22 protein-coding genes and 1 tRNA gene are annotated in these 15441 nt (G+C 64.4%); 14 read left to right on the forward strand and 9 right to left on the reverse strand.

The features are described 5' to 3' along the window. Window positions 1–123: 123 nt before the first annotated feature. Together RAD04_RS32115 and RAD04_RS32120 are read right to left on the reverse strand one after the other, a co-directional pair. Window positions 124–618, reverse strand: coding sequence for a hypothetical protein (locus RAD04_RS32115; RefSeq protein WP_461626996.1), 495 nt, complete (start codon window positions 616–618; stop codon window positions 124–126). Window positions 619–662: 44 nt separating this feature from the next. Further along, complete coding sequence (locus tag RAD04_RS32120) at window positions 663–959, reverse strand: HU family DNA-binding protein (RefSeq protein WP_018323108.1); 297 nt, start codon at window positions 957–959, stop codon at window positions 663–665. Between the two features lie 345 nt (window positions 960–1304). On the opposite strand from RAD04_RS32120, the gene RAD04_RS32125 reads away from it, so the two are divergent. From RAD04_RS32125 to RAD04_RS32135, 3 genes are all read left to right on the forward strand, one after another. After that, entirely contained in the window at window positions 1305–1796 is a 492-nt protein-coding gene (locus tag RAD04_RS32125) for a hypothetical protein (protein WP_461626997.1), read from the forward strand. Window positions 1797–1909: 113 nt separating this feature from the next. Beyond that, window positions 1910–2212, forward strand: a complete 303-nt coding sequence (locus RAD04_RS32130) for a hypothetical protein (RefSeq protein WP_018323106.1) — start codon at window positions 1910–1912, stop codon at window positions 2210–2212. Between the two features lie 185 nt (window positions 2213–2397). After that, window positions 2398–2664: a hypothetical protein gene (locus tag RAD04_RS32135; RefSeq protein WP_461626998.1), complete on the forward strand. Its 267-nt coding sequence runs from the start codon at window positions 2398–2400 to the stop codon at window positions 2662–2664. A gap of 115 nt (window positions 2665–2779) precedes the next feature. On the opposite strand, the gene RAD04_RS32140 is transcribed toward RAD04_RS32135, so the two are convergent. Continuing rightward, on the reverse strand, window positions 2780–3160 hold the full coding sequence (locus RAD04_RS32140) for a hypothetical protein (RefSeq protein ID WP_461626999.1): 381 nt from the start codon (window positions 3158–3160) through the stop codon (window positions 2780–2782). A 453-nt stretch (window positions 3161–3613) separates the two neighbouring features. Here RAD04_RS32140 and RAD04_RS32145 point away from each other — a divergent pair, with 453 nt between their 5' ends. Next, window positions 3614–4066, forward strand: coding sequence for a VOC family protein (locus tag RAD04_RS32145; RefSeq protein WP_018323103.1), 453 nt, complete (start codon window positions 3614–3616; stop codon window positions 4064–4066). Between the two features lie 302 nt (window positions 4067–4368). Next, entirely contained in the window at window positions 4369–5007 is a 639-nt protein-coding gene (locus RAD04_RS32150; RefSeq protein ID WP_461627000.1) for a glutathione S-transferase family protein, read from the forward strand. Window positions 5008–5133: 126 nt separating this feature from the next. On the opposite strand, the gene RAD04_RS32155 is transcribed toward RAD04_RS32150, so the two are convergent. The 3 genes from RAD04_RS32155 to RAD04_RS32165 are packed head-to-tail and all read right to left on the reverse strand — an operon-like array spanning window position 5134 to window position 5864. Beyond that, on the reverse strand, window positions 5134–5301 hold the full coding sequence (locus RAD04_RS32155; protein WP_179730540.1) for a hypothetical protein: 168 nt from the start codon (window positions 5299–5301) through the stop codon (window positions 5134–5136). A gap of 6 nt (window positions 5302–5307) precedes the next feature. Next, window positions 5308–5553: a hypothetical protein gene (locus RAD04_RS32160; protein WP_461627001.1), complete on the reverse strand. Its 246-nt coding sequence runs from the start codon at window positions 5551–5553 to the stop codon at window positions 5308–5310. Window positions 5554–5609: 56 nt separating this feature from the next. Then, complete coding sequence (locus tag RAD04_RS32165; protein WP_018323099.1) at window positions 5610–5864, reverse strand: PilZ domain-containing protein; 255 nt, start codon at window positions 5862–5864, stop codon at window positions 5610–5612. Window positions 5865–6090: 226 nt separating this feature from the next. Between RAD04_RS32165 and RAD04_RS32170 the strand changes: the two genes are divergently transcribed. The 9 genes from RAD04_RS32170 to RAD04_RS32210 all read left to right on the forward strand — a co-directional run bounded on the left by RAD04_RS32170 (window position 6091) and on the right by RAD04_RS32210 (window position 12840). After that, window positions 6091–6165, forward strand: a tRNA-Glu gene (locus RAD04_RS32170). Next, the gene (locus tag RAD04_RS32175) at window positions 6166–6981 is read left to right on the forward strand and encodes a hypothetical protein (RefSeq protein ID WP_461627002.1); all 816 of its coding nucleotides are present in this window, start codon (window positions 6166–6168) and stop codon (window positions 6979–6981) included. 215 nt (window positions 6982–7196) lie between these two features. Continuing rightward, window positions 7197–7823, forward strand: coding sequence for a PilZ domain-containing protein (locus tag RAD04_RS32180; protein WP_038946697.1), 627 nt, complete (start codon window positions 7197–7199; stop codon window positions 7821–7823). Window positions 7824–7945: 122 nt separating this feature from the next. Further along, window positions 7946–8953 carry an acyl-CoA desaturase gene (locus RAD04_RS32185; RefSeq protein WP_461627003.1) on the forward strand — a complete coding sequence of 336 codons (1008 nt, stop codon included), beginning with the start codon at window positions 7946–7948 and terminating at the stop codon, window positions 8951–8953. A 137-nt stretch (window positions 8954–9090) separates the two neighbouring features. Further along, a complete protein-coding gene (locus tag RAD04_RS32190) occupies window positions 9091–9333 on the forward strand; it encodes a hypothetical protein (RefSeq protein ID WP_461627004.1) in 243 nt (80 codons plus the stop codon). Between the two features lie 59 nt (window positions 9334–9392). Further along, a complete protein-coding gene (locus RAD04_RS32195; protein WP_461627005.1) occupies window positions 9393–9548 on the forward strand; it encodes a hypothetical protein in 156 nt (51 codons plus the stop codon). A 284-nt stretch (window positions 9549–9832) separates the two neighbouring features. Continuing rightward, on the forward strand, window positions 9833–10873 hold the full coding sequence (locus RAD04_RS32200; RefSeq protein ID WP_461627006.1) for a PrsW family glutamic-type intramembrane protease: 1041 nt from the start codon (window positions 9833–9835) through the stop codon (window positions 10871–10873). A gap of 69 nt (window positions 10874–10942) precedes the next feature. Then, on the forward strand, window positions 10943–11521 hold the full coding sequence (locus RAD04_RS32205) for an HdeD family acid-resistance protein (RefSeq protein WP_461618914.1): 579 nt from the start codon (window positions 10943–10945) through the stop codon (window positions 11519–11521). Window positions 11522–11754: 233 nt separating this feature from the next. Beyond that, window positions 11755–12840: a 3-deoxy-7-phosphoheptulonate synthase gene (locus RAD04_RS32210; RefSeq protein WP_461627007.1), complete on the forward strand. Its 1086-nt coding sequence runs from the start codon at window positions 11755–11757 to the stop codon at window positions 12838–12840. Between the two features lie 59 nt (window positions 12841–12899). Here the strand turns inward: RAD04_RS32210 and RAD04_RS32215 are convergent, their stop codons facing one another. The 3 genes from RAD04_RS32215 to epmA are packed head-to-tail and all read right to left on the reverse strand — an operon-like array spanning window position 12900 to window position 15356. Beyond that, window positions 12900–13157, reverse strand: coding sequence for a hypothetical protein (locus RAD04_RS32215; RefSeq protein ID WP_461618633.1), 258 nt, complete (start codon window positions 13155–13157; stop codon window positions 12900–12902). A 43-nt stretch (window positions 13158–13200) separates the two neighbouring features. After that, window positions 13201–14295 (reverse strand): lysine-2,3-aminomutase-like protein, encoded by a 1095-nt coding sequence (locus tag RAD04_RS32220; RefSeq protein ID WP_461627008.1) that lies wholly within the window; start codon window positions 14293–14295, stop codon window positions 13201–13203. After that, window positions 14292–15356 (reverse strand): EF-P lysine aminoacylase EpmA, encoded by a 1065-nt coding sequence (gene epmA / locus RAD04_RS32225; protein ID WP_461627009.1) that lies wholly within the window; start codon window positions 15354–15356, stop codon window positions 14292–14294. The genes RAD04_RS32220 and epmA overlap by 4 nt, the downstream gene beginning before the upstream one ends. Between the last annotated feature and the right edge of the window lie 85 nt (window positions 15357–15441).

Below are 15441 nucleotides of genomic sequence, written 5' to 3' on the forward strand. Positions count from 1 at the left end.
CGGTCCTTAAGGCGGCTCACTAGAACAAAATGAGAACAGAAAGTCCAGTCCCTCGCGCCCGATTTCCCGGCATGTCGCGTTGAACCTTTTCAACGCCGCGTGGACCCATGGAAGCTGGGGATTTCAGCGCCCAGTCATATGGCAGCGCTGCGGTGAACGAACATATTCCGTCATCGCGGCGCTGTTGCTTTTTGGATTTTCAACTTTAAGTTCGAAATACGGCTGGCGGCCAGGCGCTGAAATCCCAACGCCGTCAGCCAGAAGAGCCCCGTGCGAAAGCGCGGGGTTTTTCTTTAAGGCAACGGCTGCCTGCCAAGGTGCAGCAGGTCGTAACGGGAACGAATCTTCCAACATTCGCATTGACCGGCCGAATGAGGCGGCCTCCCGCGTTTCCGCGTCCGGTCCCGGAGCCGATGCCCCGCGCCCTTCATGATCGAGGCGCCGATGAACTGCGAGTTCTGTGAGACCGAGATCCCGATCGGACTTTCGGTCTGCCCGGCTTGCCAGAAACCGCAGAGCGCGCCGGGACAAACCGACCGGCGCGCTCTGTGGTTCGTCCTGATTGTCGTGGTGATGTTCGGCATCGCCGTCGCCGAGCACCACCTTGTCTTCAGCCATTGATCGTTGCGGCATCGCCCCGCCGCAACGACATCACCAGCGCCTTAGACGGCGTCCTTGGCCACCTTCAGCGGCGAGGCCTTGACCGACTTGCTCGCCGGCTTGGCCGCGAACTGCATCGGCTCCTTGGTGAAGGGATTGACGCCCATGCGGGCTTCGGTCGCCGGCTTGTTCACGACCGACATCTTCACGAAGCCGGGAATGACGAACTCGCCGGACTCGTTGAGCTCCTTGTAGCCGACCGTCGCCATGTACTCGATCACCGACTTCACGTCGTTCTTCGAAAGCTGCGTGCCCTCGGCAATTGCATCAATCAATTGAGTCTTCGTCATCTTCGCCATGTCTGAATTCCTTTTGTGCGCGCGAGCAACTCTGCTGGGGACGCGGCCTGAAGCGCGGGGGCGCGCTGATTTCATGCCAGAGGTCATGAAGTGACGGGGCTTAGAACCCATCGAGGCCGAAAACGCAAGCAGGGGTTCTGCGGGGTTCCCTACTTCCTGTGAAGATGCCGCAGGACCTTCCGATTTCCGTTTGAACCATTTTGCGGTTGGCGCGTCATATCATTGAAGTCCCTAAGCTTCACCCCACAGAGAGCCCCGCTTCCCCCAGGCGGGGTTTTCGCTTTTGAGGCATGGTACAACGGCCCGGCTGCCTATAATGGTCTGAAGGTTGCTCGTGGGGTGCTCATGAAGGTCGCTATCGTCATCGCAGGCTTGATCGTTGTCGCCGTCGCAACCCTCGTCGCGATCCAGCCGAGCTTCCTGAAGCCTGCGTCCCTCGCCCTCGTGAAGAAGTCCGACATCTTCGGCTTCTCGCCGGGGATGACATTCGACGAGACTAGCAAGCTCGTCAGTCAACGCCGCTATCTCTGCCGCCGGAGCCGCGACTCCTACACCTTCGAATGCGACATCAACGGCGCCAAGGTCACGGTCGACAGCGAGGAGGCCGACGCCAGGCACCCGATCTGGCGCGTCAAGGCGGAGTTGAACAATCCGGGGGCGCAGGACGCTGCCGTCAAATCGATCTCCGACCAGTTCAACGCGCAACCCATCAAGGAGCGAGAGGGATGGACATGGATCGTCGGCCGTGGGCTCAAGCTGAGTTATGACGGCCACGCCCTAGACCTCGTGGACGAGGCCGCTGAGGCCCGGCTTCGCAAGGAGGAAGCAAAGCGCTAGAGCGTGAAGTCACCTCGCCGTGAAACTTGTGGCTCGGCACGCCTTGTTGACACTTCAGTAACCCAACGCCGCCAAGCTCCATTCAGTCTCGTTGCGTTTGGAGTAACCCCACAGTGCTGGATTTTGACGAGCTGCGTGAACTCGCGGCTGATGTTCGTGTTTTTGTCGACGTCGCCGAGGACAAGGCTGAAGCACTCAGGGCCGTCATCGCGGCCTATGACGTGGTGCTGGCGATCTTCCCCACCGACGAGGGCATGGGCCTTCATGTCATCAAGGGCAGCCAGATCCTGGACAAGATTGCAAAATCACGGAGCCATGCGATCTACAGCCACACGGCGATCGCGGTCCCCGACCTGCAACATGCACAAGCGCTCAAGCTGCTGACGGCCCCGGTCGAACAACGGATTGCGGCCTAGTTGCAGGCGGCGACGACGTCGGCGTCGACCCCAGGCAGCTCGCCCCCGCGCGAGAACGCACGCCTGCTGACATAAATCGCGGGCGGCGACTTCCGGCGTCGGAGAATTCTTTCCTCCTGAACGTCAAGCCGAGGAACATGGCTTCCGCGTTCCCGTTGGCCCATGCAACCAACGAGGAGCTTGCGATGAAAAAGTTCATGATCGCGACCGCCGCACTCGGTCTCATGTGCGGCTCCGCCTTTGCCCAGACCGGCCCCGCCCCGCAGTCCGACAACATGCAGAAGCCCGGCATGAAAAACCCGAACAAGGGCTCGATGACCAAGGACACGACCGGGATGAGCAAGGACGGCATGAGCAAGGGTGGAATGGTGAAGCCCGACGCCTCCGGCCAGGGCGGCTCCGGCCCCGGTAGCGACCAGGGCGGCACGAAGACCCGCAGCAACATGAAGTAAGCCAGGCTTTTCTGCAGGGCTCATTTTGCGGCCCGCGTCGCTTCCCCACGAAGCGGCGCGGCCATCTCGTGTTCAGGCCGCCTCGCCCCCTCAGGCGACAGCCTCCATCCTTCAGCTAATCGCGCAGCCGGTTGACGATCCGGAGCGGGATCCATGATCCCAGCACCATCAAGATCGCAATCACTGTGACCACGACATACTTCAGAGGATGCTGCGACGATGCGAGCGAGCCTTCGAGGTGGAGATACGGGAGGATCGTATCCATGGCCATTCCGATGAGGGCAATTGCCGTTAGACCGCCAACGACCGACGCGAAAACATTCACGGTCCATCCGATCGCTCCGCGCCTGTTCGACCAGGCCTCGTAGATCGCGACCGCCAGCATCACGGCGACAAAGACCAGCATGAAGCCCATCGAGCCACCGACGCTCGACGTCGGGCCGAAGACCTCCAGCAGCAACATCGCCGCCACGGCAAGTAGTGTAATCGTCTTCACGATGCTTCCCTTGTCAGTGCCCCATCGCCAACACCACAGAGCCGATCACGATACAGCCGAGGCCGAAGACGGCCGTGGCGATCTCGACGGCGTTTTTCAGGCCGAAGAACCTGACCACGGCTCCATGCGGCCAACAGGAGAATATCCACCATCGCGCTGAGCACAGCTTGGAGCATATGGATGGGTCGCGCCGGCGGAGTTGGGGTTCACCGCAACCGTCGCAAGAGCAGTTCAGAGGGACCTTGGCGGCGACAGGGCTGCTCAGGTCATTTGCCATCGCTAGCCTGCCTACTCCGCGGCTCCAGTCCATGCTCGGCTGGCTCGCTTCACCAACCCTTTCCCTTCACACTCATTTGCCCCGCCCCCTGCCCCTCCTCCCACTTTCCTGCTATCTCCTACCCCGCCGCCCCCGGCCCAAAGCAAAACTCCGTCTGTCCAAAGGGAGCAACAACCATGCGATACCTCCACACCATGCTGCGCGTGCGCAATCTCGACGTCGCGCTGAAATTCTATGTTGATGCTTTCGGGTTGAAGGAGGTGCGGCGGATCGAGAACGACAAGGGGCGGTTCACGCTGGTGTTCTTGTGCTCGGCGGACGATCTCGAGGCGCTGAAGAAGCAGCCGCAGACGCGCGGCGCGCCGCTGGTCGAGCTCACCTGGAATTGGGACGAGGAAAAATATGGCGAGGATCGCTTCTTCGGCCATCTCGCCTATGAGGTCGACGACATCTACGCCACCTGCGCGCAGTTGATGAAGGCCGGCGTCACCATCAACCGTCCCCCGCGCGACGGCAACATGGCCTTCGTCCGCTCGCCGGACCTGCACTCGATCGAGCTGCTGCAGAAGGGCGAGCCGAAGCCGCCGCAGGAGCCCTGGGCATCGATGCCCAATACCGGCCATTGGTAACGCGCCGGCAGGAACAAGCTTTCGCGCCCGACGTTCTCTCTTCAACGAAGCCGATTGGAGGAGGATGTGATGGCGAGAGGGCTGTTGCTGTGGATGCTTGGCGTGCCGATCCCGGTGATCATTCTGTTGTGGCTGTTCTTCGGCCGCTGATCGACGGGTTCAAGTTTGCGAGTTGTTTTGCAACGAAAGCTTCGCCTCGGGCGGAGCTTTTTGCATGAGAGGCGCGCCGCAATCGCGCATCGCTCCGAACGGCGAATTCCGCTATCACCCGCGGCAAGCGACAACGCCGCGGGAGACGCCTCATGCCTGACACCAAGCTGACGATCTGGGGCCGCGCCAATTCGGTCAACGTGCAGAAGGTGCTGTGGTGCCTCACTGAGCTCGCTTTGCCCTATGAACGTATCGACGCCGGCATGAGTTACGGCCGGACCCGCGAGGCCGACTATCTCGCGATGAACCCCAATGCGCGGATCCCCACACTAGTCGAGGACGACTTCGTGCTGTGGGAGTCCAACTCGATCATGCGCTATCTCTGCCTCGCGCATGGAAGCGGCACGCCAATCTACCCGGAGGCGCCGAAGAGCCGCGCATCGGTCGACCGCTGGCTCGACTGGACGCTGTCGACGGTGCAGCCGGTCGACCGCCCGGTGTTCTGGGGCATCGTGCGCACGGCGCCCGCCGAGCGCGACATGATCCAGGTGCAGCGCGATGCCGATGCCGCCGCCGAGGTCTGGGCCATCGCCGACCGCCTGCTCTCGTCGCGCCGCTTCATCGAGGGCGATGCGTTCACGCTCGCGGACATCGCGCTCGGCTCCTATGCCCGCCGATGGCTCGGCGTCGAGGGCATCGCCCGGCCGGCGCAGCCGCATCTGACGCGCTGGCTCGCCGAGCTCGGCAAACGGCCCGGTTTTGCACAGCATGTCGCACCGCCGATGTCGTGAGCCGGCAGCGCGGCGCAAGCTGCGGCGAGAGCGCGATGAATCCGCGTTTCGGCGCAATCCAGCGGCGTCAACTCAGCACTTGACGCTACTGTGCATGGGGTTGTTTTCGCGTTTTTAGTTTTGGCTTTACCGCCAGCCGCGCTCGACCATCAGCACGCAGACGATCAGCACCAGGGTCACCGCCGCGGTCGCCAGCCGCGCCGTCCAGCTCAGGCCGCGGCCGACCCACCACAGCAGCGCGCAGTACATCAAGACGGGCACGATGAGGTCGAGGCGAAGCAGATCCACCGGCATGGGCCTCTAGCGCCTCACGGTGGTGTCGATGCTGATCGAGCCGCCGATCTTCACGCAAGTCCCGGTGCCCTCGACCATGACGAAGCGCGGGCCGTAAGTGGCGCAGGAGCCCGCCCGTGCCTTCCCGGCCGCGCCTTTCAGCGGCAGGGCCTTGCCGGCCTGCGGCCGCTCCGCTGGCGGCAGACGCAAGGCCTCCGCTGCGGCGGCGGATGTGGCGAGCAACGAGATCAGGATGAGGAGCGGCGCGCGCATGGCGGCGTTCTAGCCCGGACGGGCGCCATGCGCCATCGGGGCGGCCGCGGCCGCGATCAGATGAACTTGATGCCGGCTGATTTGCCGCGGCGCCAGACCACCTGGCAGCTCCGCCCGGTGCGCGCATCGCGTGCGAAGGCGAGCCGGATCACACCCGGGAGCTGGCTCGCATCCTCGTCCAGCGTGATTTTGGCGCCGGAATCCGAGATGTCCTGGACCAGGCAATGCCGCGCGGCGAAGCCACCGTCGAGCGTGATCCAGGCATGCTGCGACAGCAGCTTGCGGGCTGCGCGCTTTTTCGGCGGTGGCATTGGCGAAAGATCTCCCGTTCCAGCGCTACTCAGGGAACCCTAAGAATCCGTTGAAATCGCCTCCGGATCACCCCGGGGCCTGCGCTGTCCACCGGGGCCAAAAGACCGGTCCCGGACGGCTTGCCCGGAGCCGGAAAGGCCACTATACGTTCGCCCGCTGCAAGCCGCCGGGCCCGACTCGGCCGGCCAGCGGCCGTGCCGGGAACAACGGCAGGGCCCTGCGTTTGCTCCCTTCGTCTATCGGTTAGGACGCCACCCTTTCACGGTGGAGAGAGCGGTTCGATTCCGCTAGGGAGCGCCAGTGCACGCGGCGGCGATAGATGGCGCCGCACTGAGCCCCTACGACAGCCCGGCTGCAAATTCCGCCGCTTCGCGTGAACCTCCCCGCTGCCCACTACCGACCAATGTCAGTTGGAACCGGTCCAGGCCCATGGCGCAATGTAACCCCGAGATTGAAGGTTCGTCAGGCGCACCCACAGCGAGGCCGGGCCTTCCGCCATGGCTGGGCCATCCCCTCCAGCATCCATCGGACCGACGCGCCAAAATGCTGGAGCACATGGCGCGCACCAGATCACTTCCGCAGCGTCAGGCAGATTCCGCGCCGGCCGCGCTCGTGCCGTCAGGCAGCAGCGCCAAGAACGCAATCAGCGATATTCTCGGCGACGTCATCGGCCACGTTATCCTGTTCGGTGTCCTCGCCCTGCTCTTCCAGTCGCGCATTCCGCTCTATCTCGGCGCGTTCGTTGTCCTGACCGACGGCGAGCGCATCGAAAGCGCGCTGGCAACCATCGGTATCCGCCTCGAGCCCGAAACGATCGGCCCCGACATCGTCAAGCGCTCGGCATTCTGGTTCGGCTGGTTCGCGTTGCTCGCCGCCTTGAAGGGCTCCGTCCCTGCCTGGCTCGCACCATGGATGCCTCCGACCGAGTCATGGTCTTTCATCGCCGGCATCGCCCTCCTGCTCGCCATTGCCGAAGCCTTCACGGCGCTGGCGATGCGGCGCGCGTTGCCGCCGTTGGGATTGCAGATCAGCCCGAACGGCCTGATATGGACGACGATCCAGTTCGCGATGGCCATGGGCTCGCTGGCTTTGCTGGTGCTGTTCGGATCACTCTAGGCGCCACAGCGCGTCGTTGCTTCACCGCGCCCTCGATGACGATGTTGTGAGGCGGCCTGCAGCATAACGGGTCCTTATGCCGCGCTTTCAGCCGGGCGAGCGAGGCGCCCATTTACCGGAAATTTACCCCTGCTCATGTGCGCTGGTATCATTTGCTTAGAATTTGACAGCTACCGTGGAATTACGGAAGCAATCCCGAACATCATTGGCACCTCATGTCCGTCGCAGAGTTCCTCAGGCAGCGTGCAGTGGACGTCACGGTCAGCGGCAGCTACTCGCTGCCCCGCTGGTACGATTGCGAGGGCAAGCTGCGCAGCTTTGCCTGCCGCACCAAGCGCGTCTCGCCCTTCCGCATGATCGTGGACGTGCCCGTCGTCGGCAAGGTCGGCGAGCGCCTCACCTCCTACTTCCAGGATTTCGGCGAATTCCAGTGCACGATCAGCGCGACGCTGAAGTCGGGTTTCCTGATGGAGCTCGACATGACGCGGGCGCGGCGCGCCTGGATGTCGGAAAAGCTGACCTGGCTCGAGAAGAAACAGAAGGACGCCAGCGTCCAGGAGCTGCGGAATGACGCGCGTTTCGTACCGCAGGTCTCGCACACCTTCCTGACGCTCGCCAACGGCAGCAGCCATCCGTGCTTCATCATCGACGTTTCCACGGCTGGCGTCGCGATCTCCTGCGAATACGATCCGCCGCTCGGAACCCCGCTTGCGGTCGGTGCTTGCGTCGGGCGCGTGATCCGCAAGTTCGAGCATGGGTTTGCGGTCAAATTCGCCGAAAAGCAGTCGCGGGACGATCTCGTCCGCCTGATCGTCCGCACGCCCTTGCTGCAGTCGGCCTGAAGCCGGCCCGATCAATCTTAACTCTCTCTTAACTAAATACTGGAGATGGCGACCCCTGCGCGGTAGGGTGTGCCCCGGTGCGTCCGCAATCACTGCGGGCCTCGAGTATTGGAAGCCCCGGAATGTCCATCGCCGACGCCGAGTTCGCCCCGGCAGAGATCGCGCCGAACACGCCCGTCGCGCCCAAGCCGCAGCTTCCACCCGGCGTCGTCACCGAAGGGCCGCTGGTCCAGGCCAAGCTGCGCGAGAGCTATCTCCTGCTCGGCATCCTCTATGTCGGCGCGGTCGCCGGCATCATCTGGGCCGTGACGCAAGGCGTCGGCAAGGTCGAGCTGTTCACGTTCGCCTGGATGTTCGCGCTGACGACGTTCGGCATCGGTGCCGGCATGCACCGCCTGTTCGTCCATCGCAGCTTCCGTACCGGCCCGATCATGCGTGTCTTCTTCTGCGCCATCGCCCAGATGGCTGTGCAGGGCTCGATCGCCAAATGGGTCGCCAACCACCGCCGCCACCATCTCTACGCCGATGACGTCGGCGATCCCCACAGCCCGCAATTCGACGGCTTCGGCAATCGCTATGTCAGCGCGCTCAAGGGCTTCCTGCACGCCCAGGGCAGCTGGGTGTTCGACCAGGCGACCACCGACAACGAATACTATGCCAAGGACATCCTCGCCGATCCGATCGCGATGTTCTTCGTGCGCACGCGCTGGGTCTGGTACGGGATGTCGGCAGTCTTCATCCCCGGCGTGATCGGCTACACCTTCGGCGGCGTGCACGCCATGATCGGCTGCGTGCTGTTCTCCGGCCTGCTCCGCGCCTATCTGCTGATCCTCACCAGCCAGCTCACCGGCTCGGTCTGCCACGCCTACGGCTATCGCCGCTTCGAGGTCGACGACGCCTCGACCAACGAGTTCGTGACCACGATCCTCACCTTCGGCGAGGGCCTGCACAACAACCATCACCGCTTCCCGCGGGACGCCTACATCTCGCACGCCTGGTGGGAGATCGATCTCAACGGCCTGATCATCCTGGGCCTGGAAAAGATCGGTCTCGTCCACGACGTCTTCCACGCCTCGCACCGTCAGCTGGAGCGGGCGGCCGAAGCAGAGGCGGCCTCGACGGCGCGCTGAATCGGCAGGCAGCGGCCATCGCCGGGCCGTCTTGCCTCCGCATCGCCGCCCTATCGCGGCCCCATTGCGGGATCAGCTTTTGATCGTCCGTGCCTCCAGGCCGGGCGTCATTTGCGGACTTGCGATCGGGGGACCGTATGGCAGTCAACAAAATCACCTGGGACAGGGTGGGCCGGGTCACTGAGCCCGGACGCTACATGTACACGTTCGGCTGGCTCACCATCACCGCCGGCGATCTGGAGATCTGGAAGCTCTACCCCCAGGCCGCGTTCACGCTGCTGGCGCAACCGGGCGAAGCCGACACATCCCTCGGCGAGGAATTCCATCTCGGCGCCTTCGACGTCGCTCCCGGGGCGCCGCCGCCGTTCACCACGCACTGAAGGGCAGAAAGGCCGGCCGGTGCGGGAACGCATGGCATGGGCGTTGCTTTATCATCGCCATGATACACATCCCCGCCGTCGACCAGGCCTTCCTGCTGGTGCTTATCGTGTTCTGCCTCGGCACCTGCCTCGTCCGCGCCTTCTGGGAGCTGGAGCAGGCGCGGACGCGCCGGATCGGCTCGCCGCCCCGCAAGGGCCCAACGAAGCGCAGCTAGCTGGCCTGCCCTGCGCACGGCTACGCCGTGAATCGAAGAAACCTGCGCACTTCCTTGATCTGACTTGCCAATCGCGCCCCGACCTTGGTCGAGGCAATCGTTGCTGTGGATGACGAACAGGTGCTGTCATGCAATTGATTGCGCGTGTATTTTACACCGCCACGAGCCGCGGCAGATGAACGGAAGCTAATGCACTCGTTAAGCGAGCCGACAGCAAGCGCATGACACATGGTCGCATCGGTGAATGTAGATAAGCGGATCAAGGGAACCTATTTTCGGCGCCGATGTACCTGATTGAAGCATTGCCCACCGTCATCGGAACGGCCGCCATCGCCCCGGCGCTGCTGATGCTGTGGCTTGTCATCGCCGCCGAGGAGCGTCCGGGACCGCCGGCCCAGGTCTGGACCGCGTTCCTGTTAGGCGCGGCCAGTATCTCGCTGCTGGGCCTCGCCCGCGCCCCCTTCGCCAAGATGGTCGCGGCGCCCGACGACCCCTGGGCGGCGCTGGCGATGCATTCGATCTTCGGCGTCGCGCTGCCTGAGGAAGCCGTCAAGGTGATCGCCATCGTGGCGATCTCCTCGACCAAGCGGCGGACCTTTGCCAATCCGATGGACACCGTGGTCTATGGCGCCGCGGTCGGCCTCGGCTTCGCCGCTTACGAGAACCTGGCTTATCTGGTCCAGCACGCCGAGATGTGGCGCTCGCTGGCCGCCTTGCGCAGCGTGTTGACCGTGCCGTTCCACGGCGCGCTCGGCATCATCGCGGGCGCTTATCTGACGATCGCGCGCGCCGGCACGGCGCTGGGTGCGAACCGGCACCATCGCGACTGGGCCCGCCTCTCCAGCCGGCTCCTGATGCTGGCCGGCCCGCTTGCGCTGCATTCCGCCTTCGACTTTCCGCTGCTGACCCTGCAAAGAATGCCCGAGCTCGATCCGACGCTGCGGATGTGGCTCGGCGCCTCCAGCCTCTTGATCGGCTTCAGCTCGATCGCCTTCGCCATCCGCCTGGTCCGGCGCGTCGCCCGCCATCACGCCCCCCGGACCGATGTCGCGCGGGAGCGGCTCAGCCAGCTCCGCCGGATGTGGGCGCTGCTGCTCGCCGGCGGCGGCGTCGGCTTTCTCGGGCTCGCCTTCGTGCTGACCTCGATCCATCACTGGCTCATCAACCCCGAGCGCAATCTGACGCTGGCCCTGATCCCGATCGGTTTCGTCTCGATCCTGCTCGGCCTGGCGCTTCTGATTGTCACAACGGCGATCTATGTTCTCGGCCGCAACCGCATCCGCACCAGCGCGGAGGGTTTTTCCTCGGCGCCTGGCGGCGGGTGAGCCGCGGGATGGCGAGCGCGCTGCGCGCATACTAGATTGAGCGCTGACCTTTCGATCTGGAGCCTGCCGATGACGTCGCCCGAGGATTTTTCGCGGCTTCAATCCATGATGAGCCAGACGGTCAAGGCCCATTGGAAGGCCTTCCTGTTCGAGGGCATCCTGCTCGCAATTCTCGGCGTCGCGGCGCTGATCCTGCCGCCGCTCGCAAGCCTTGCTATCGCGATCTTCCTCGGCTGGATGTTCCTGATCAGCGGCATTGGCGGGCTGATCGTGACCTATTGGGCGCGCAGCACGCCGGGATTCTGGTGGTCGCTGATCTCGGCTGCGCTCGCCGTGCTCGCCGGCATGCTGCTGCTGGCCCGGCCGATGCAGGCCGTGCTGACGCTGACCATCGTGGTCGGCGCCTACTTCCTGGCCGAGGGCGTCGCCACCATCATGTACGCACTGGAGCACCGCCGCGAACTCAGCGGCCGCTGGTCGTGGCTGCTGATCTCGGGCCTCGTCGACATCGCGATCTCCTTCATGGTGATCACGGGACTGCCGAGCTCGGCGGAATGGGCCATCGGCGTCCTCGTCGGTATCAATCTCCTGTTCGGCGGCGCCAGCCTGATCGGCCTGGCGCTGGCGGCGCGCAACAGCAACACCTGACCTGCCTCGTCACCTGCCGCGCCGATTGGGGGGTGACAATCCGCCGATGGCGCGCTATATGCCCCTCCATGATCACCGTCGCCACCAGCTATTTTTGGTACTTTAGCTACGACAGCTCGCTGGCGGCAGGAGGATCGCGCTCAATCTGAATATTGAAGCAAACGTCCGAACAAGCCGCCAGACCTGGCGGCTTTTTTATTGGCCGGCAGGTTCGAAACAAACAGGAGCCCGCCGTGCTGAGCACGACCGACGATCTTCGTATCCGCGAATTGAAAGAGCTGAGCACGCCCGATGAGGTGATGCGGGAAGTCCCGCGCACGCTCACCGCGACGCGTGTGGTGATGGCGGCGCGCAACGCCATCCACGCCATCCTCAATGGCCAGGACGACCGCCTGCTGGTCGTGGTCGGCCCCTGCTCGGTGCATGACCCCAAGGCCGCGCTCGAATATGCCGAGCGCCTCGCGAGCTTGCGCGAAGAGCTCGCCGACCAGCTCGAAATCGTGATGCGGGTCTATTTCGAGAAACCGCGCACCACGGTCGGCTGGAAGGGCCTGATCAACGATCCCGATCTGGACGGCAGCTTCGACATCAACAAGGGCCTGCGGCTGGCGCGCAACGTGCTGTCGGCAGTGAACAATCTCGGCCTGCCCGCCGGCACGGAATTCCTCGACATGACGACGCCGCAATACATCGCCGATTTGGTGTCCTGGGCCGCGATCGGTGCGCGCACGACCGAGAGCCAGATCCATCGCGAGCTGGCCTCGGGGCTGTCCTGCCCGGTCGGCTTCAAGAACGGCACCGATGGCAATGTGCGGATCGCGGCGGACGCCGTGAAGTCGGCCTCGCATCCGCATCACTTCATGGCGGTGACGAAGCTCGGCCGCTCGGCGATCGCCTCGACCGCGGGCAACGAGGACTGCCACATCATCCTGCGTGGCGGCAGCAAGCCGAACTATGATGCGGCAAGCGTCGCGGCCGCCTGCAACGAGCTGACCAAATCCGGTGTCGCGCCGCTGGTGATGGTGGATGCCAGCCACGCCAATTCGAGCAAGAAGCCCGAGAACCAGCCGCAGGTGGCGGCCGACATCGCCGGCCAGATCTCAGGCGGCGAAGGCCGCATCATGGGCGTGATGATCGAGAGCAATCTCGTTGCCGGCCGTCAGGACGTCGTGCCGGGCAAGCCGCTCACCTACGGCCAGAGCATCACCGACGGCTGCATCGATTGGCCGACTACGGCGACCGCGCTCGAGCGGCTCGCCGACGCGGTGGAAATCCGCCGCAACGCCCGGCGCGCCGGACTGCAGGAGCGCTCGGCCTAGCTCATGGCGAACTCGCGTTCGCTCTCCTCACCTCTCCCCGGCGGGGAGAGGTGAAAGGATCAGCAGCCGCGGCAGATGCTCTTGATCTTCCGATCGAGCTCCGCATCTTCCTTGTTCGCGGGGGTGTTCGGATTGCTCAAATTCTTCTCGCTCGGCACGTCAGCCGCGCGCGGCTGGCGGTGACCGACCGGCGCCGGCAACACCCCAGAGGTTCCGCCGCTGCCGCCGGATGTCGATCCCTTGGAACCGCCGGTCTGTGCTGCCGCTGCGCCGCCAAGCAAGACCACGAGCGATGCTGCCACCATGATCTTCTTCATTCTTGCTTCTCCGTTCTCGAACCGGCGCGCTCTCCAACCCCGCTCACGTCTCGGGCGGATAGAGATGAACGTCACCGCAATAGTCCACGATACGATAGCGCGTTTCGGCTTTCGCATCACCCGCATGGGGTGCGGTATTTTGCGGCGCCAGGACGTAGCTCGGCCCCACCGGGGATTTGCCGGCGCCGCCGGGAATGTCGATGACATAGTCCGGCTGACAAAGCCCTGACACCCGCCCGCGCAACTGCCGCATCAAATCCTGTCCTTCGGCAAGGGTCGCGCGAAGATGCGCGGTGCCCGGCGCGAGGTCGCCGTGATGCAGATAGTAGGGCTTGATCCGGCATTCGACGAAAGCTCGCATCAAATCCGACAGAGCGGCGATGTTGTCATTGACCCCGCGCAACAGCACGGACTGGCTGACCAGGGGAATTCCGGAATCGACGAGCCGCGCGCAGGCGGCGCGCACCGGTCCCGTCAGTTCGCGCGCATGGTTGGCATGCAGCGCCACCCAGGTGGTCGCGCCCTCGACCTTGAGCGCCGCAACCAACTCGTCGCTGATGCGCGCGGGATCGGCCACGGGCACGCGGGTGTGAAGGCGGATGATCTTGACGTGATCGATTGCCGCGAGCTCGGCCATGATCTCGCCCATCCGGCGCGGCGACAGCATCAGCGGATCGCCGCCGGTCAGGATCACTTCCCAGATCTCGTGATGCGAACGGATGTAATCGATCGCCGCGCGATAGGCGGTCTCCGACAGCGCATTCTCCTTGCCCGGGCCCACCATCTCGCGGCGGAAGCAGAAGCGGCAATAGACCGCGCAGACGTGAACGAGCTTGAACAGCACGCGATCGGGATAACGGTGCACGATCCCTGATACCGGCGAGTGCGGATGATCGCCGATCGGATCGGCGTCCTCGCCCGGCTGCATCGCAAGCTCCGCGGCGCTCGGAACGAATTGCCGTGCGATGGGATCGTCGGGGTCGGACGGATCGATCAGTTCGACCAGCGCTGGCGTGATCGCCACCGCATAGCGTGCGGCAACGCGTTCGAGCGCCGGCAGCGCTGCTGCGGGCGCCAGACCTTCGGCGACGAGCTCAGCCGGCTCGCGCAGAGTGCGTGCAAGGTTCGTTTTGGTCATGTCTCACTAGACGCTTCATTTGCAGGTGGCGTCCAAACCACCTGATCGATCCGCGATGCGCCGCTTGCCAGCATCACCAGCCGGTCGAGGCCGAGCGCGACGCCGCTCGCCTCCGGCATTGCGGCGACCGCAGCCAAAAAGTCCTCGTCGAGCGGATAGGCTTCGCCGTAGCGGCGCTGCTTCTCCGTCATCGATTCCGTGAAGCGCTTTCGCTGCTCCTCGGCATCGGTCAGTTCCCCAAAGCCGTTGGCGAGCTCGACGCCGCAGGCGTAGACCTCGAACCGCTCGGCAACCCTGGGATCGTCCGTCTTCACCCGTGCCAGCGCCGCCTCTGGAGATGGGTATTCGAATAAAATGGTCAAACGCCCCTGCCCCAGATGCGGCTCGACGTGCTCGACCAGCACCTTGCTGAAGATGTCGGACCAGGTGTCGTCCTCGGCCACACGGACCTTGCCACTGGCCGCCTCGGCCAACGCGGCACGGTTAGCCTCGCCGTCCGTGATTGTCGACAGCAGGTCGATGCCGGCGAACCGTTCGAAGCCGCCCGCGACCGTCAGGAGCTCGGGCTCGGCGAAGGGATCGGCGGTCCGGCCCCGGAACGAGAAGGTCCCGATGCCGGTCGCCTGCGCCGCACGGGCGATGACGACGACGCAATCGGCCATGATGGCATCATAGGAGGCGCCAGCCCGATACCATTCCAGCATGGTGAATTCGGGCAGATGCAGGTCGCCGCGCTCACGGTCCCGGAACACCCGGGCGAGCTCGAAAATCCGCGTCTCGCCCGCCGCCAGCAGCTTCTTGCAGGCGAATTCGGGCGAAGTGCGAAGATACCGGAGGGCTCGGCTGCCGTCCGGCCGCATGATCTCGGTCCGGGGGGCGTGCAGATGGGTCTCATTGCCCGGAGAGACCTGGAGGACGGAGGTTTCGACCTCCACGAACCCCTGCTCGGCGAAAAAGCCCCGTAGAGAGCCGGTAATGGCCCCCCTGGCCTGGAGGAACGGCCGACGGTCCAGGTGCCGCCCGGGCGACCAGAACGGTGAGATGGGCTTGTCCCCAGCCATTACCCGAGCGCCCCAGACCCGAGCAAAACGCTGGCATCTAACGGCAAAATCAGTATGTTGCGGCCCGAAACGGGCGCCGAGGTCC

It is taken from the genome of Bradyrhizobium sp. 25ACV, assembly GCF_054863005.1.

What these genes read in the sequence shown, in the direction of transcription:
- RAD04_RS32200 (WP_461627006.1), top strand. Translation starts at nt 9,833, where the DNA reads ATGTACCTGATTGAAGCATTGCCCACCGTCATCGGAACGGCCGCCATC.
- RAD04_RS32185 (WP_461627003.1), top strand. Translation starts at nt 7,946, where the DNA reads ATGTCCATCGCCGACGCCGAGTTCGCCCCGGCAGAGATCGCGCCGAAC.
- RAD04_RS32155 (WP_179730540.1), bottom strand. Translation starts at nt 5,301, where the DNA reads ATGCCGGTGGATCTGCTTCGCCTCGACCTCATCGTGCCCGTCTTGATG.
- RAD04_RS32205 (WP_461618914.1), top strand. Translation starts at nt 10,943, where the DNA reads ATGACGTCGCCCGAGGATTTTTCGCGGCTTCAATCCATGATGAGCCAG.
- epmA (WP_461627009.1), bottom strand. Translation starts at nt 15,356, where the DNA reads ATGGCTGGGGACAAGCCCATCTCACCGTTCTGGTCGCCCGGGCGGCAC.
- RAD04_RS32125 (WP_461626997.1), top strand. Translation starts at nt 1,305, where the DNA reads ATGAAGGTCGCTATCGTCATCGCAGGCTTGATCGTTGTCGCCGTCGCA.
- RAD04_RS32180 (WP_038946697.1), top strand. Translation starts at nt 7,197, where the DNA reads ATGTCCGTCGCAGAGTTCCTCAGGCAGCGTGCAGTGGACGTCACGGTC.
- RAD04_RS32195 (WP_461627005.1), top strand. Translation starts at nt 9,393, where the DNA reads ATGATACACATCCCCGCCGTCGACCAGGCCTTCCTGCTGGTGCTTATC.
- RAD04_RS32220 (WP_461627008.1), bottom strand. Translation starts at nt 14,295, where the DNA reads ATGACCAAAACGAACCTTGCACGCACTCTGCGCGAGCCGGCTGAGCTC.
- RAD04_RS32160 (WP_461627001.1), bottom strand. Translation starts at nt 5,553, where the DNA reads ATGCGCGCGCCGCTCCTCATCCTGATCTCGTTGCTCGCCACATCCGCC.
- RAD04_RS32190 (WP_461627004.1), top strand. Translation starts at nt 9,091, where the DNA reads ATGGCAGTCAACAAAATCACCTGGGACAGGGTGGGCCGGGTCACTGAG.
- RAD04_RS32215 (WP_461618633.1), bottom strand. Translation starts at nt 13,157, where the DNA reads ATGAAGAAGATCATGGTGGCAGCATCGCTCGTGGTCTTGCTTGGCGGC.
- RAD04_RS32135 (WP_461626998.1), top strand. Translation starts at nt 2,398, where the DNA reads ATGAAAAAGTTCATGATCGCGACCGCCGCACTCGGTCTCATGTGCGGC.
- RAD04_RS32145 (WP_018323103.1), top strand. Translation starts at nt 3,614, where the DNA reads ATGCGATACCTCCACACCATGCTGCGCGTGCGCAATCTCGACGTCGCG.
- RAD04_RS32150 (WP_461627000.1), top strand. Translation starts at nt 4,369, where the DNA reads ATGCCTGACACCAAGCTGACGATCTGGGGCCGCGCCAATTCGGTCAAC.
- RAD04_RS32115 (WP_461626996.1), bottom strand. Translation starts at nt 618, where the DNA reads ATGGCTGAAGACAAGGTGGTGCTCGGCGACGGCGATGCCGAACATCAC.
- RAD04_RS32165 (WP_018323099.1), bottom strand. Translation starts at nt 5,864, where the DNA reads ATGCCACCGCCGAAAAAGCGCGCAGCCCGCAAGCTGCTGTCGCAGCAT.
- RAD04_RS32120 (WP_018323108.1), bottom strand. Translation starts at nt 959, where the DNA reads ATGGCGAAGATGACGAAGACTCAATTGATTGATGCAATTGCCGAGGGC.